This is a genomic window from Pseudonocardia abyssalis (genome assembly GCF_019263705.2).
Taxonomy (GTDB): domain Bacteria; phylum Actinomycetota; class Actinomycetes; order Mycobacteriales; family Pseudonocardiaceae; genus Pseudonocardia; species Pseudonocardia abyssalis.
Genome location: NZ_JADQDK010000001.1, coordinates 3,119,804 through 3,134,457 on the forward strand (window position 1 = coordinate 3,119,804; position 14,654 = coordinate 3,134,457).

The following is a 14,654-nucleotide window of genomic DNA, read 5'->3' on the forward strand; positions in this document are numbered from 1 at the left end:
CCTCAGGCCAGCCGCGTCATGTCCACGGTGACGTCGAGCGCCGCGGCCGTGCCGCCGGAGTAGATGCCCTTGAGCGGCGGGACGTCGGAGTAGTCGCGGCCCACCGCGACCCAGACGTGGCGGTGGGCGATCTCGATGTCGTTGGTGGGGTCGTAGCCCCACCACCCACCGGTCCACGCCTCGATCCAGGCGTGGCTCTCCCCGGTCACGGTCTGGCGGACCTCGGTCTCGGCGCGCGGCAGCAGGTACCCCGACACGTAGCGGGCGGGAATGCCCATCTCGCGCAGCAGCAGCAGCGTGAGGTGCGCGAAGTCCTGGCAGACGCCCTTGCGCGTCTCCCACGCCTCGACCGCGTTGGTGTGCACTCCGGTGGTGCCCGCCTGGTAGGTCAGGTGCTCGCGCACCCAGCGGCACGCGGCGAGCACGGCGTCGGCCGGGTCCTTGCCCCGCTTGAGCGCCTTCGCGGCGCGGCCGAGGTCGCGGTTGCGCACGACGTAGTCGGTGAACTCGAGCGTCTCGGTGAACCGGTCACGCACGGGCTCCCCGGCCAGCTCCTCCCACGTCGCCGACCGCGCGGGCGCGACGGCGTCGGCGGTCTCGACGACCGAGGTGGCGGTGACGGCGAGCTCGGTGTGCGGGGCGTGCAGGTCGAACGCGGTCACGGTGGTGCCCCAGTAGTCGGCGTAGCGGTAGGACCGCGTCGGGGGCACCGTCTCGACCCGGCTGACGATCACGTTCTGCCGGTTGTCGCTGCGCGGGGTGAGCCGCACCTCGTTGTAGGACTCGTGGACGGGGGCGGCGTAGCGGTAGCCCGTCTCGTGCACGACCCGGATGCGCCAACCCATCAGGAAACCTCCGGTGCGGTCCAGGCGACCCAGGGGGCGGCGTGGAAGTACTGCAGCGACACGGCCTCGCCGACGTCGCGGATGGTCTCCTGCAGGCCCATGAGCTGGGCGGGCAGGTCGTCGAGCAGCTCCTCGGGGCGCAGGAACTCCAGCTCCGAGCGGGCCCGCCCGAGCAGGCGCAGCGCCTCCGCCTTGGCCCCGATCCGGGACGTCGGGCGGTTGTCCAGGTCGGCCAGGCAGGTCTCGGCCTGGCGCAGCGCGTGGAACACCGACCGCGGGAACAGCTTGTCCATCAGCAGGAACTGCACGACGCGCGTGGCGTCGAGGGCCCCGCGGTAGGTGCGCAGGTAGGTGTCGGCGGCGCCCGCGCTGCGCAGCACCGTGAGCCAGCCCGGCGACGACATGCGGTCCGACACCCGCGAGAGCAGCAGCCGGACGATCATGTCGACGCGCTCCACGGAGCGGCCGAGCAGGTAGAACCGCCAGCTGTCGTCGCGGCTCATCGTCGATGCGGCCAGCCCGGAGAACATCGCCGCGCGGTCCTCGACGTAGGAGAAGAAGGCGTGCGGGCCCACCCACCGGGCGTAGCGCTGCCGCTCGGGAAGGGCGTTCCAGGTGGCGTTGAGGCACTCCCACATCTCCGAGGAGACGACCTCGCGCGCCCCGCGGGCGTTCTCCCGCGCGCTCGACACCGACGCGACGATCGACCCGGCCTGGTCGGCGGAGTAGCCGACCAGCTCGGTGAGCGACCACGCGTCGAGCGGGTCGCCCTCCGGGGCCTCGACGCCGAGCACCGCGAGCAGCGTGCGCGCGGTGGTGTCGGCGTCGACGGTGGCGTCCTCCAGGAGCTGGTGGACCGACACGTCGAGGATGCGGGCCGTGTCGTCGGCGCGCTCGACGTAACGGCCGATCCAGTACAGCGACTCCGCGTTCCTGGCCAGCACTACTCGACACCTCCGGCCTGCTGTTGCTGTTGCTGTTGTTGCTGCTGCTGCTGGCCGATCGTCAGCTCGGGGCCGTGCTCGGCCGCGGGCGACCCGGCGGGCGCGATCGAGGCCAGGCCGCGCTGGCCCAGCTCCCGCTCGGCCTCGGGCGAGCGCTGCGCGGCGAGCACCCAGGTGTCCTTGCTGCCGCCGCCCTGGCTGGAGTTCACGACCAGGCTGCCCTTCGGCAGCGCCACGCGCGTCAGGCCGCCGGGGAGCACGAACACGCCGTCGCCGTCGTTGACCGCGAACGGCCGCAGGTCGACGTGCCGCGGCACCAGCCGGTCGTCGACCTTCGTCGGCACCGTCGAGAGCTGCACGACGGGCTGGGCGATCCAGCCGCGCGGGTCGGCGCGGATGTCCTTGCGCGCGGCGGCGAGCTGCGCCTTGGAGGCGTTGGGGCCGAACAGGATCCCGTACCCGCCGGAGCCCTCGACGGGCTTGAGGACCAGCTCGTCGAGCCGGTCGAGCACGTGGCCGCACTCCTCGTCGAGCCAGCAGCGGAAGGTGTCGACGTTGGGCAGCAGCGGCTTCTCGCCGAGGTAGTAGGAGATCATCTCCGGGACGTAGGTGTAGACGAGCTTGTCGTCGCCCACACCGTTGCCCACCGCGTTGGCGATCACCACGTTGCCCGCGCGCGCCGCGTTCATCACGCCCGCGACGCCGAGCACCGAGCCCGGCTTGAACTGCAGCGGGTCGAGGAACTCGTCGTCGATGCGGCGGTAGATGACGTCGACCTGCTGCTCGCCCTCGGTCGTGCGCATGTAGACGACGTTGTCGCGGCAGAACAGGTCGCGCCCTTCGACGAGCTCGACGCCCATCTGCCGCGCGAGCAGTGAGTGCTCGAAGTAGGCCGAGTTGAACACCCCGGGGGTGAGCACGACGACCGTCGGGTCGGCCTCGTTGGCCGCGGCGGCCGAGCGCAGGGCGCGGAGCAGGTGCGTGGAGTAGTCGCCGACGGCGCGCACGCGCTGGCGGCTGAACAGGTCGGGGAACACCCGCGCCATCGTGCGGCGGTTCTCCATGACGTAGGACACCCCGGAGGGGTTGCGGAGGTTGTCCTCCAGCACCCGGAACGTGCCGGCCTCGTCGCGGACCAGGTCGATCCCGGCGACGTGGATGCGCACACCGTTCGGCGGGTTCAGCGCGTGAGCGGCGCGGTGGTAGTGCTCGCAGCTGGTGATCAGCCGGCGCGGCAGCACCCCGTCGCGGACGATCTCGGCGTCGCCGTAGATGTCGGCGAGGAACGCCTCGAGCGCCTGGACGCGCTGCACGATCCCCTTCTGCAGCCGGCTCCACTCCCCCGCGCTGATCACGCGCGGCACGATGTCGAGCGGGAACGGGCGCTCCTGGCCGGACAGCGAGAACGTGATGCCCTGGTCGACGTAGGCGCGGTCCAGCGCCTCGGACCGGACCGCGAGGTCGGCGGCGGCGGTGGGCGCGATCGCGTCGTGCAGCGCGCGGTAGTGCGACCGCACCCGGCCGTCGGCATGGAACATCTCGTCGAACGCCCCGGCGTAGGGTCGGTCGGGCTCCAGGTAGCCGTCGAAGAGCGCAGAGCCCTCCCCGGCCGGATCCGGGCTGTCGGGCTCGCTCCGGCGACGCTCGGGTGCTCGGGTCACGGTCCTCCTCGCCACCGGCCGCGGGGGGCGGCCGTCGGGCGTCATCCTCACCCACGGCGGCGCGCGAGAGCCACTGCCGCGTGCAACGGCCAGGTAACTCGGGCCGATGTCGGGTCGGCCCGCTCCCGGCTGTAGCATGGACGATCGAGTGCCCGGCGTGTTCAGTTGTGCAGATGCCGCCTGGGCAGATCCACAGCGTAGACAGACATCAGCGGCAGAGAGCTCGAGGCAAATCGCGTGGCGAACATCAAGTCCCAGATCAAGCGGGTCAAGACCAACGAGAAGGCGCGTCAGCGCAACAAGTCGGTCAAGTCCGCCGTCCGCACCGCGGTGCGTCGTTTCCGCGAGGCCGCGGCCGCCGGTGAGACCGACAAGGCCGTCGAGCTGCAGCGGGCCGCCAGCAAGGCGCTGGACAAGGCCGCCAGCAAGGGCGTCATCCACAAGAACCAGGCGGCGAACCGCAAGTCGGCGATGGCCAAGAAGGTCACCTCCGCCGCCTGATCCCCGCTCCTCCACGAACGGCGTCGTCCTCCGGGGCGGCGCCGTTCCGTGCGTCCCAGGAGGGTGCCGAGAAGGTTCCGGCCGTCGCGAGCGGGGGGTGCAGGTGGTGCCCTCGCCCGAGCTGTCAGCGCGCTCCTAGCGGATGCCGCGGGCCGCGCACAGCAACAGGACCGCGCGCTCCAGGGCGTATGCCGGCTCCGGGGAGGCGCCCTTGACGTCGGCGTTGAGCTGCGCCGTGAGCGCCACCGCGTCGGCGATGGCCTCGGGTCGCCACGACCGCACCGCGCCCTGGGCCCTGCGCACCTTCCACGGCGGCATCCCCAGCGCCCCGGCGAGGCGGTTCGGGTCGCCGCGGCCGGCCGACCCGACCTTCGCGAGCGTGCGCACCGCGTCGGACAGCGCGTCGGACACCAGCACCGGCGGCACGCCCAGCACGAGCGCCCAGCGCAGTGCCTCCAGCGCGCCGGCCCGGTCGCCCGCCACCACCTTGTCCGCGACGGCGAAACCGGTGGTCTCCGCCCGGCCGCGGTGGTAGCGGCGCACGGCCTTCTCGTCGACGACGCCACCGGTGTCGGCCACCAGCTGCCCCGCCGCGGAGGCGAGCTCCCGCAGGTCGGAGCCGACGGCCTCGATCAGCACGCCGACCGCGTCGGGGGCGATCTTCCCGCCGACCCGGCGGATCTCCGAACGCACGAAGTCGGCCCGCTCCTCGTGGCGGGTGACCTTGTCGCACCGGGTGACCGCGGCACCCTTCGCCTTCAGGGTGTCGACGAGGGCCTTGTTGCGCGCCCCGCCGGCGTGGGTGAGGACCAGCGTGATGCCCTCCGCGACGTCGGCCGCCTGGTCGATCACCGCCGTGGCCAGCTCCTTGCCCGCCTCGTGCGCGGAGGCGACGACCACGATGCGGGCGTCGGCGAACAACGACGGGCTCAGCGCGTCGGCCAGGTCGACCGGTGACAGCTCGGTGGCCCGGTAGCGGCGCAGCTCGGCCCCGGGCTCGGCGGCGCGGACCTCGGCCGCGACGTCCTGGACCGCGCGCTCGACCAGCAGTTCTTCCTCGCCGAGCACGAGCCGGACCGGTGCGGGAGCCACGCCCGCCATCGTCGCGCACGGCACCGGCATCTCGTGACCCGGCTCCCACATGGCGGGCAGGACTTGGGCCGGGCGTCTGCGTGTCGTAACGTGACCGGCACAACTGAACATGGCTCATCCAGAGGGGCAGAGGGAACGGCCCGTTGAAGCCCCGGCAACCGGCGAGACACGTACAGCGTCCGATCCATCGGACGGCGTGCTCGAACACGGTGCCAATTCCGACCCGCACGGTGCGGGGAAGATGAGGAGTACTTCAATGTCGCTGCTTGCCGACGTCACGACGCCCACGTCCTTCGACCTGGGCCCCGCACGCGCCCTGTCCTGTCGGGAGTGCGGCCACCAGATCCCGCTCGCCGCCGAGTTCGCCTGCCCCCAGTGCTTCGGGCCCCTGGAGATCGCCTACGAGTTCGGTGACGTCACCCGGGCCTCCATCGAGGCCGGCCCCCGGTCGATCTGGCGCTACCGCGGCCTGCTGCCCGTGCCGTCCACCGTGCAGGAGCACCCCAACACCGAGCCCGGCCTCACCCGCCTGATCAAGGCCGACCGCCTCGGCGCGGCGCTGGGCATCCGCAACCTGTGGGTCAAGGACGACACCGGCAACCCGACGCACTCCTTCAAGGACCGCGTCGTCGCCGTGGCGCTGGCCGCCGCCCGCGAGCTGGGCTTCACCGTCCTGTGCTGCCCCTCCACCGGCAACCTGGCCAACGCCGTGGCCGCCGCGGCCGCCCGGGCCGGCTGGGACTCCGTCGTCCTGATCCCGAAGTCGCTCGAGCAGGCGAAGGTGCTCACCACCGCCGTGTACGACGGCACCCTGCTCGCCGTCGACGGCAACTACGACGACGTCAACCGCCTGGCCACCGAGCTCGCGGCCGAGCACGAGGACTGGGCGTTCGTCAACGTCAACGTGCGCCCGTACTACGCCGAGGGCTCCAAGACCCTGGGCTACGAGGTCGCCGAGCAGCTCGGCTGGCGCCTGCCCGAGCAGATCGTGATCCCCGTGGCGTCGGGGTCACAGCTGACGAAGGTCGACAAGGGCTTCCAGGAGTTCGGCACGCTCGGCCTGGTCGAGGCCACCCCCTACACGGTGTTCGGTGCCCAGGCCACCGGCTGCTCCCCTGTCGCGAAGGCGTTCGACGACGGCAACGACTGGATCCAGCCGGTGCGGCCCGACACCATCGCCCGCTCGCTGGCGATCGGCAACCCCGCCGACGGCCCCTACGTCCTCGACACGGTCCGCCGCACCGGCGGCGCGGTCGGCCACGTCAGCGACGAGGAGGTCGTGGAGGGCATCCGGCTGCTGGCCCGCACCGAGGGCGTCTTCGCCGAGACCGCGGGCGGGGTCACCGTGGCGACGACCCGCAAGCTCCTCGCCGAGGGCAAGCTCGACCCCGACGCCGAGACCGTCCTGCTGATCACCGGCGACGGCCTCAAGACCCTCGACGCCGTGGCCGGCCAGATCGGCCCGACCGCCACCGTGCCCTCCACGAGCGCGGCGGTGCGCGAGGCCCTCGCCAACCGCCGCTGATCCTGCGCCGGCGGGCCGGCAGCGGATCGCCCCGCCGGACCAGCTCGTCGGTACCCAGCACGGCGACGTCACCCGACTCGTCCGTGCGCGCCACCACGATCCCGGCCCGTTCCAGTCCCCCTACGAGGCCGGGGTCGGGATGGCGGTAGCTGTTGCCCAGCCCGACGCTCACCAGCACCGCGCGTGGGGACACGGCGTTGAGGAACTCGATGCTGGTGTAGCGGCTGCCGTGGTGCGGCATCTTGAGCACGTCGGCGCGCAGGTCGACGCCGGAGGACACCAGGTCGGCCTGCGCGGCGAGCTCGACGTCGCCGCTGAGCAGTACCGTGCCGGCCGGGGTGGTCGCACGCAGCACCAGTGACCCGTCGTTGACCGCGGTCCCGTCGTCGGGGTCGAGCCACGGGTCGGGATGGAGCGGTCCGAGCACGTCGACGGCCAGGCCCGGCCACTCCAGGCGTTGCCCGGCGGCCAGCGCGACGACCGGCACGCCGTACTCGGCCGCCGACTCCGCGACGGCCGCGAGCCCGCCCCGCGGGGCCTGCACCGGTCCGACCGCCACCCCACCCGCCGTGCGCCCACGCAGCGCGCCGTCGAGGCCACCGATGTGGTCGGCGTGCAGGTGGCTGAGCACGACCAGGGCCAGGGTCCGTACCCCGAACCGGTCGAGGCAGGCGTCGACGGGCCCGGTGTCCGGCCCGGCGTCGACGAGCACCGCCCGCCCCGGCTCACCGGTGGCCAGCACGATCGCGTCGCCCTGCCCGACGTCGCAGGCGACCAGCGCCCAGCCCGTGGGGGGCCACCCCGGCGGCACGACGCGGGTCGGCACCAGCACCAGCGCGAGCCCGAGCAGGACGGCGAGCAGCAGGGCCCGGCCGCGCGGTGCGCCCCAGAGCAGCACGAGCACGGAGAGGACGAGCGTCAGCAGCAGCCCGCCGAGGACGCCGTCGGGCCACGCCAGGGCGGCGTCCGGGACGGCGGCGGCCCGGTCGGCGACCTGCACCAGCCAGCCCGCGAACGGCCACGCCAGCCACGCGCACACCTGCGCCGCCGCCGGGCTGACCGGCGAGACGAGCGCGGCGAGCACCCCGAGCACCGTCGCGGGCGCGACGGCCGGCACGGCGAGCAGGTTGGCCAGCACCGCGACCGGTGCGACCTGTCCGGACAATCCGGCCACGACCGGTGCAGTGAGGAGGAACGCGGCCGCAGGCACCACGAGCGCCTCCGCCGCCCACGTCGGCAGCCGCCGCCGGCGCAGAGCGGCGGCCCAGCCCGGTGCGACGAGCACGAGCGCACCGGTGGCCAGGACCGACAGCGCGAACCCCGGATCGACGGCCAGGGCGGGATCGACCAGCAGCAGCACCAGCACCGCGACGGCGAGTGCGGGCACCGCCGAGCGGCCGCGGCCCAGTGCGAGGGCCAGCAGCACGACCGCTCCCATCGCCGCGGCCCGCACCACGCTGGGCGAGGGCCTGGCCAGCACGACGAACCCGAGCACCGCCAGCCCACCGGCCGCAGCGGACCAGCGCGGATCCGTGCGGAACAGGCGCGCCACGGCGAGGACCGCCCCCGCCACGATCGCGAGGTTCGCCCCGGACACCGCCGTGAGGTGGGTGAGACCGGAGGCGCGGAAGTCGTCCTCGACCTCGGTGAGCAGCCGGGTCGTGTCGCCGACCGCGAGGCCCGGCAGCAGCCCGCCGGGGGCGTCCGGGAGCGTGGCTGCGGCGTCGTGCAGCCCCGCGCGCAGCGCTCCGGCCGCGGTCTGCCACCACGGCGGGGCCGCCACGTCGGCCGGTGCGCCGCGGACCCGCAGCACCGCGACGGTGAGGTCGCTGCGCCCGGCCGGGGCGAGCAGACCCTGCGCGGTGACCGCCTGGCCGGGCAGCAGCCCCGCCCAGTCCTCGGCGGGCGCGACGAGCAGCACCCGGCCCCCGGTGTCCCAGCTGCCGCCCGTCGCCTCGGCGTGCACCAGCCCGGCCTCGACGAGCACCTGAGCGGATCCCGGGACCGCCGCCCGGATCGGCGACGGGTCGTCGGTCGTGACGACCCGGAGCGTGGCGGCCGCCCCCGCCTGCGCCGCCGCCCGCAGCGGGTGCTGGGCGACGAGCACGCCGTGCGCGGCCACCACGAGTCCGGCCGCCGCCGCGCACGCCGCGGCCGCGAGCAGCACCGACGACCGACGGCGCAGGCCGACCGCTACCGCGACGGCGGCGAGCACCGTGACCACGGTCGCCGCGACGGGGCCGATGCCCAGCCCGACCAGCACGACGGCCCACGCGGCGAGGGCGGCGGGGACCAGGCGCAGGTCGGGCGGGCGCCGGGCGGGATCCGGGGTGCTCACACGACCACCAGCTCGCGGAGCTGGGCGAACCGCCGCTCGCCGATGCCCTCGATCTCGCGCAGCTGCTCGACACGGGTGAAGCGCCCGTTGCGCCCGCGCCACTCCAGGATCCGCCGGGCGGTGACCGGTCCGACGCCGGGCAGGGCGTCGAGCTGGGACTCGGTGGCGGTGTTGAGGTCGATCGGGCCGCCGGTGGACGTGCCCTGCCCCGCTGCCGCGCCGGTGCCGCCGCCGGCCACCGGGGCCGCGTCCGGGGCCGGGGGTACGCCGACCGCGATCTGCTCGCCGTCGACGACGCGGCGGGCCAGGTTGAGCGCGGACAGGTCGGTGCCGGGCAGGGCCCCGCCCGCGGCCTCGAGCGCGTCGGCGACGCGGGAGCCGCCGGGGAGCTCGATCAGGCCGGGCCGGGCGACCTTGCCCGACACGCTGAGCACCAGCGGACCCGCGGGTTCCGCCGGCTCCGTGGTGGCCGGGGCCTCGGGGGCGTCGGTGACCACGACCGCGGGGAGGGCCGCGACCGGTTCGGTGCGCGGCCGGTCCATCCACACCCCCACCGCCGCGACCACCGCGGCCAGGGCGGCGACCAGCGCCAACGCCTTCGCCCCGGGCCGGCCGGGGTCGACCCGCGCCTCGCGCCAGGCGGCCGGGACGACCGCGTCCACGATCCGCGCCCGCAGACCCGACCGGCCGGGTGGGGCCGCGACACCGCCGTCCCGCGCCGCCCACGGGGCGCCGCCGGGCAGGGGGTCGTCGACGGGCAGGGGGTCGTCGACGGGCAGGGGGTCGTCGACGGGTACGGGCTCATCGGTGTGCAGGGGATCGCGACCCGCGCGGCCACCCGGCGACCACCGCGGCGCGGGCCCACCGGCCGGTGGGTACCGACCGGCCGGCAGCAGCGGCACCGTCGGCGGATCCTGCCCGGACCCGCCCGGGTCACGGAGCGCCGGCGGCCACGTGCCGTCCGGCGGCATGCGCTCGGGCGGGCCCGGCGCCCCGAGCGCCGAGGCGAGCCGGCCACCGGGGGGTTCGCGTCTGGCCACACCCCGACGCTAGGACCCCGCGGGCCGGTCGCAGCGACGAGTTGCCCGGCTGTGGACGGCCGGCCCGCGATGTGCACAACCCGACCGGCGCACCCGCCCGTTGTCACCCCCGGCTGGCACGATGGGCACCCCCGGCATGTGCCGGCCGGAGGCGGATCCGCCGATCCCACCACCCGGACCGGACGACCCGGACCGGACGTGCTCCCCCCTCCGAGGTCGTGCCCCACACACAGCTCCGCCTCCCGGGAGAGGCCGTACCGGGGCGGCCCGACGGACACCGAGCGGCTGGACACAGGGGCTGCAGTCCGTCGCACAGGCTCCGGCCGTGCGAGCGCCCGACCCCGCCCCTCCACAGCTGAACGGAACCGTGTCGCTGTCCGTCGGCCCCGGAACGGCAACCCGGTTCCGTTCACGCGACGCCCTCGCGGACGGCTCGCCCCCCGCCGCACCCCTCCGGCCGGTCGCCCGGGTTGCGGCCTGTGCGAGAAGTCGCTGTTCGAGAGTCGGCGGTGCGTCAGCCGTCCCGGGGCGGGTCCTGCGGCACCACCACGACCCCGAGCAGGCCGAGCCCGACGTGGGCCCCGATCACCGCACCGACCTCCGACACCAGCAGCCGGGCCACGGCCGGTACCCGCTCCCGCAGCCGGGCCGCCACCTCCTCTGCGCGGGCGGCGGCCCCGAGGTGGTGCACCGCGAGGTCGACGGGGCCGTCGCCGGCCGCGCGCACCGCGAGGTCGACGAGCCGCTGGGCCGCGCGGGCGGTCGTGCGCACCTTCTCCAGCGGCACGATCCGACCCTGGACGACGTGCAGCAGCGGCTTGACCGCGAGTGCGGTGCCGAGCATCGCGGCGGCGGCCCCGATGCGGCCGCCGCGGCGGAGCCGGTCGAGGGTGTCGACGGAGAAGAACACCCGGCACCGCGCGGCGACGTCGGCCGCGGCGGCCTCGACCTCGGCACCGGACCGGCCGGCCTCCGCGGCGTCGACGGCCGCCAGCACGGCGTACCCGAGGCCCATCGCGGCCGCCCGGGAGTCGACGACCCGCACCCGGTCGGGCCCGACCTCCTCGGCCGCCATCCGGGCCGCCTCCCACGTCCCGGACAGCTCCCGCGACAGGTGCACCGACACCACGGACCGCGCACCCGCGTCGAGGGCCTCGCGGTAGCAGGCGGCGAACTGGGCGGGCGTCGGGCGGGAGGTCTGCACGTCGACGCGGTGGTCGGCGAGCGCGGCGGAGAGCGTCGCGGTGTCGATGTCGACGCCCTCACGACCGGCGCGCCCACCGAGCCGCACCTCCAGCGGCACCACGCGCACCCCGCGCGAGGCGGCGACCCCGGGTGGGAGGTAGGCGGTGGAGTCGGTCACCACGGAAACGGACACCACAGGACACTAGGGCACGAGCGCGCGGACGGTCTCCGCACAGGCCCGGCCGACCGCGGCGTGCCCCGCCCAGCCCCAGTGCATGCCGTCGGGATTGCCGTGCCCGCCCAGCACATGGTCGCCGACGAGCGCGCGCAGGTCGAGCAGCGACACCCCCGCCGGTCCCGCCCACGCCCGGATCGCACGCTCGGCCGCGGGGCGGCCAGGGTGCACCGCCCCGTAGACGGCGGCGCGGTGCACCGGTGGCACCGACGCGATCACGGGGATGCCGGGCCGGATCGCCAGTACGGCCTCGCGGCAGCGGTCCAGGTAGGAGACGGTGAGGTGCGGCGGCAGCGCCACCGGCCCGCCGCCGGGCAGGGTCCGCGCGAACGCCCGTGCGAGCCGCGGCTGCGCACGCAGGTACCCGGAGCGGACCCGGCGGCGCAGCGCCTCGGGCCGCACGACGGGGATCAGCTCCCGCAGCGCGGTCGGCAGCGGCGACGGCAGCGTGTCCATCCCGCCGATCCCGAACACCAGCGCGTCGACGTGCGGCAGCAGCGTCCAGACGTGCGGGTCGGTCGTCAGTGCGTGCCAGGCGTGGCGAGCCGTCCAGCCGATGCCGGCGACGAGGTCGGCGTGTCCGCCCAGCTCGGCGGCGGCGACGTTGGGCCACAGGCGGGGGTCGTCGGCGGGCTCGGCGCGGTCCGGGCCGTGGAAGCTCAGCGAGTCGCCGAACACCAGCAGCCGCGGACCGTCGCTCACCCCTCGGTGCCCATGTTGTAGCCGACGAGGCGCCAGCGCGGGTGGTCGGCGCGGCGGGCGAGGGCGGCCCAGCGGCAGTTGCCGATGCCCCCGATCGCGGGCCACGACTCGATCGGCATCGCGAGCAGCCCGCAGACCAGCCCGGCGATCATCCCGCCGTGCGCGACCAGCACCGCCGTCGAGGACTCGGGGCCGTCGGCCATCGAGTCGTCCAGCTCGTCGACGACGGGGGTGGTGCGGCGCACGACCTCGATCCGCGACTCTCCGCCGGGCGGCGCCCAGGACGGGTCCTGGCGCCAGGTGGCGATCGCCCCGGGCCACTTCGCCTCGATCTCCTCGACCGTGCGGCCCTGCCAGTCGCCCAGGTGCGTCTCCCGCAGCCGCGGGTCGATCTCGACGGACAGACCGCAGGCCGCCGCGACGACCCCGGCGGTGTCGGCGGCCCGGCGCAGGTCGGAGCTGATCAGACGGGCGGGCTTGAGCCGGGCGACCTCGGGGGCGACGACCTCGGCCTGCGCGAACCCCACGGCCGTGAGGCGGGAGTCGTGGTGGCCCTGCATCCGGCCGCTGGCGTTGTGGTCGGTCTGCCCGTGCCGCAGCAGCACGAGCTGACGGAGAGTCACTCCGCCCCGGCCCCGGAAGGAGCGGCCGCCTCGGGGAACTCGATCCGCGGACAGTCCTTCCACAGTCGGTCGAGACCGTAGAAACCGCGCTCCTCGGTGTGCTGGACGTGCACGACGACGTCGACGAAGTCGAGCAGCACCCAGCGGCCCTCGCGGGTGCCCTCGCGGCGCGTCGGCTTGGCGCCGTGCAGCCGCAGCTTCTCCTCGACCTCGTCGACGATCGCCTGCACCTGCCGTTCGTTGGGCGCCGAGGCGATCACGAAGCAGTCGGTGATCACGAGCTGCTCGGACACGTCGAGCACGACGATGTCCTGGGCCAGCTTGTCCGCGGCCGCGGACACCGCCACCCGGGCCATGTCGAGCGCCTGGTCGGTGGCGGTCATCGAACGCTGCCTGTCGGAGTGAGCATCCGGACAGTGTCCCAGGCGGGGCCGATGAGTCCGGACGCCGGGCGGCGTCCTACCCGCATGACCGCCACCGGCCACTCCTGCGCGCACGGCGTCGACACCTACTACGTCGACGTCCTCGCGCCGATCGTGGAGCGGTTCCTGGCCCGTCAGACGTGACCGACGAGGGCGGAGATCCGCTCCCGGAACACGCGGAGCAGCTCGTCGCGCTGCGCGACGTCGATGCCGGTGGGGCGCACCTCGTCGTGCCAGCGGTAGTCCTCCAGCCAGGTCGCGACGGGCAGCGCCTCCCAGCGCAGACCGCCGGTGCCGACGAAGGAGCGCAGCGCGTCGATGCTCTGCGCCGTGGGCGACGAGCCGCCGGGCCCGTGCGTCTCCCGCAGTGCGGGCAGCTCGGGTGCGTAGAGGTCGCTCTTGGCCAGCGCCAGCACCAGCCAGCGAGGGCGGCGGTGCGCCGAGATCGCCATCTTGAGGTGGGTGAGGGTCTCCTCCAGCTCGGCCTGCTCCTGGAGCCGCTGCTGGGCGAGCAGGTCGTCGAGCGAGAGTGCCGCGGTGGCCGGCTCGGCGCCGTCCTCACGACGGCTGCGGAATCCGTTCGCGACGACGTGCACGACACCGACGACGGGCTCGGTGTGCAGCAACCGGGCCAGCGACGCGTAGCGGACGCCGCCCTCGCCGTGCCCGGGCACGACCCGGAACCGGACGCCGCGGCCGCGCCACAGCGGCTGGTCGATGTGTTCCTCCTGCTCCGAGCGCGCCGCCGACGGCGTGTAGCTGCGCAGCCGCGACCGCTGCAGGTGCTGGGCCAGCACGGTCTTGCCCGACCCCGCCGCCCCCGTCACCACGACGAGCGGGAACCGCTTCCCCCGTGCCTCGGTCACGGCGCCGAGCGCGTCGCGTCCCGCCTCGGCCGCCAGCTTGGCCAGCCCGGCCGCCGTGCCGATGATCGGCTTCGTCACGCCGGATCCCCCTCCCGGTAGAGCCTCCGCTTCGCGATGTACTGCACCACGCCGTCCGGTACCAGGTACCAGACAGGGTGCCCCTCCGCGACCCGGCGGCGGCAGTCGGTGGACGAGATGGCCATCGCGGGCACCTCGACGAGACTGACGGCACCCTCGGGCAGGTGGTCGTCCTCGAGCTCGTAGCCGGGGCGGGTGACGCCGACGAAGTGCGCGAGCGCGAACAGGTCCTCGACGTCGCGCCAGGACAGGATCGCCCCGAGCGCGTCGGCGCCGGTGATGAAGAACAGCGACGCGTCGGGCATCGCGGCCCGCAGGTCGGTGAGCGTGTCCTTGGTGTAGGTGGGCCCGCCGCGGTCGATGTCGACGCGGCTCACCGAGAACCGCGGGTTCGACGCGGTGGCGACCACCGTCATCAGGTACCGCTCCTCGGCCGCGCTGACCGGCCGCGCCCCCTTCTGCCAGGGCTGCCCGGTCGGGACGAAGACGACCTCGTCCAGACCGAAGCGGTCGGCGACCTCGCTGGCGGCCACCAGGTGGCCGTGGTGGATCGGGTCGAACGTCCCACCCATCACACCGATCTTCCGCTGCACCCGC

The 14,654-nt window shown here is 74.9% G+C and carries 14 protein-coding genes and 1 riboswitch; of the genes, 2 read left to right on the forward strand and 12 right to left on the reverse strand.

Annotation, left to right across the window (positions count from 1 at the left end):
* Positions 1 to 2: 2 nt before the first annotated feature.
* From I4I81_RS15140 to I4I81_RS15150, 3 genes are read right to left on the reverse strand one after another with little or no spacing between them, the layout of a single operon-like run.
* Positions 3 to 845 (reverse strand): transglutaminase family protein, encoded by an 843-nt coding sequence (locus tag I4I81_RS15140; protein ID WP_218602225.1) that lies wholly within the window; start codon positions 843 to 845, stop codon positions 3 to 5.
* Positions 845 to 1,789, reverse strand: a complete 945-nt coding sequence (locus I4I81_RS15145) for an alpha-E domain-containing protein (protein ID WP_218602224.1) — start codon at positions 1,787 to 1,789, stop codon at positions 845 to 847. Before I4I81_RS15145 ends, I4I81_RS15140 begins: the two co-directional genes overlap by 1 nt.
* On the reverse strand, positions 1,789 to 3,495 hold the full coding sequence (locus I4I81_RS15150; RefSeq protein WP_218602223.1) for a circularly permuted type 2 ATP-grasp protein: 1,707 nt from the start codon (positions 3,493 to 3,495) through the stop codon (positions 1,789 to 1,791). Before I4I81_RS15150 ends, I4I81_RS15145 begins: the two co-directional genes overlap by 1 nt.
* A 192-nt stretch (positions 3,496 to 3,687) precedes the next feature.
* Between I4I81_RS15150 and rpsT the strand changes: the two genes are divergently transcribed.
* Positions 3,688 to 3,951, forward strand: a complete 264-nt coding sequence (rpsT, locus tag I4I81_RS15155; RefSeq protein WP_218602222.1) for a 30S ribosomal protein S20 — start codon at positions 3,688 to 3,690, stop codon at positions 3,949 to 3,951.
* A 135-nt stretch (positions 3,952 to 4,086) separates the two neighbouring features.
* Here rpsT and holA read toward each other — a convergent pair whose 3' ends face one another.
* Positions 4,087 to 5,052: a DNA polymerase III subunit delta gene (holA, locus tag I4I81_RS15160; RefSeq protein WP_218602239.1), complete on the reverse strand. Its 966-nt coding sequence runs from the start codon at positions 5,050 to 5,052 to the stop codon at positions 4,087 to 4,089.
* A gap of 102 nt (positions 5,053 to 5,154) precedes the next feature.
* A riboswitch (SAM riboswitch) is annotated at positions 5,155 to 5,291 on the forward strand.
* Between the two features lie 8 nt (positions 5,292 to 5,299).
* On the opposite strand from holA, the gene thrC reads away from it, so the two are divergent.
* Entirely contained in the window at positions 5,300 to 6,568 is a 1,269-nt protein-coding gene (thrC, locus tag I4I81_RS15165) for a threonine synthase (protein ID WP_218602221.1), read from the forward strand.
* Here thrC and I4I81_RS15170 read toward each other — a convergent pair.
* From I4I81_RS15170 to nadD, 8 genes are all read right to left on the reverse strand, one after another.
* Complete coding sequence (locus tag I4I81_RS15170) at positions 6,471 to 8,906, reverse strand: ComEC/Rec2 family competence protein (RefSeq protein WP_218616119.1); 2,436 nt, start codon at positions 8,904 to 8,906, stop codon at positions 6,471 to 6,473. The two genes, thrC and I4I81_RS15170, sit on opposite strands and share 98 nt — an antisense overlap.
* The gene (locus I4I81_RS31600) at positions 8,903 to 9,946 is read right to left on the reverse strand and encodes a helix-hairpin-helix domain-containing protein (RefSeq protein ID WP_372478397.1); all 1,044 of its coding nucleotides are present in this window, start codon (positions 9,944 to 9,946) and stop codon (positions 8,903 to 8,905) included. The genes I4I81_RS15170 and I4I81_RS31600 overlap by 4 nt, the downstream gene beginning before the upstream one ends.
* Before the next feature lie 514 nt (positions 9,947 to 10,460).
* Positions 10,461 to 11,324, reverse strand: a complete 864-nt coding sequence (locus tag I4I81_RS15180) for a DegV family protein (RefSeq protein ID WP_218616120.1) — start codon at positions 11,322 to 11,324, stop codon at positions 10,461 to 10,463.
* A gap of 9 nt (positions 11,325 to 11,333) precedes the next feature.
* Positions 11,334 to 12,068: a diglucosylglycerate octanoyltransferase gene (gene octT / locus I4I81_RS15185; protein WP_218616121.1), complete on the reverse strand. Its 735-nt coding sequence runs from the start codon at positions 12,066 to 12,068 to the stop codon at positions 11,334 to 11,336.
* A complete protein-coding gene (locus tag I4I81_RS15190; RefSeq protein ID WP_218605316.1) occupies positions 12,065 to 12,691 on the reverse strand; it encodes a histidine phosphatase family protein in 627 nt (208 codons plus the stop codon). The genes octT and I4I81_RS15190 overlap by 4 nt, the downstream gene beginning before the upstream one ends.
* Entirely contained in the window at positions 12,688 to 13,074 is a 387-nt protein-coding gene (rsfS, locus tag I4I81_RS15195; protein WP_218605315.1) for a ribosome silencing factor, read from the reverse strand. The genes I4I81_RS15190 and rsfS overlap by 4 nt, the downstream gene beginning before the upstream one ends.
* A gap of 173 nt (positions 13,075 to 13,247) precedes the next feature.
* Positions 13,248 to 14,057, reverse strand: a complete 810-nt coding sequence (locus I4I81_RS15200; protein WP_218605314.1) for an ATP-binding protein — start codon at positions 14,055 to 14,057, stop codon at positions 13,248 to 13,250.
* Positions 14,054 to 14,650 carry a nicotinate-nucleotide adenylyltransferase gene (gene nadD / locus I4I81_RS15205; protein ID WP_218605313.1) on the reverse strand — a complete coding sequence of 199 codons (597 nt, stop codon included), beginning with the start codon at positions 14,648 to 14,650 and terminating at the stop codon, positions 14,054 to 14,056. The genes I4I81_RS15200 and nadD overlap by 4 nt, the downstream gene beginning before the upstream one ends.
* Positions 14,651 to 14,654 lie beyond the last annotated feature (4 nt).

What these genes read in the sequence shown, in the direction of transcription:
- I4I81_RS15150 (WP_218602223.1), bottom strand. Translation starts at nt 3,495, where the DNA reads ATGACGCCCGACGGCCGCCCCCCGCGGCCGGTGGCGAGGAGGACCGTG.
- thrC (WP_218602221.1), top strand. Translation starts at nt 5,300, where the DNA reads ATGTCGCTGCTTGCCGACGTCACGACGCCCACGTCCTTCGACCTGGGC.
- rsfS (WP_218605315.1), bottom strand. Translation starts at nt 13,074, where the DNA reads ATGACCGCCACCGACCAGGCGCTCGACATGGCCCGGGTGGCGGTGTCC.
- holA (WP_218602239.1), bottom strand. Translation starts at nt 5,052, where the DNA reads ATGGCGGGCGTGGCTCCCGCACCGGTCCGGCTCGTGCTCGGCGAGGAA.
- I4I81_RS15140 (WP_218602225.1), bottom strand. Translation starts at nt 845, where the DNA reads ATGGGTTGGCGCATCCGGGTCGTGCACGAGACGGGCTACCGCTACGCC.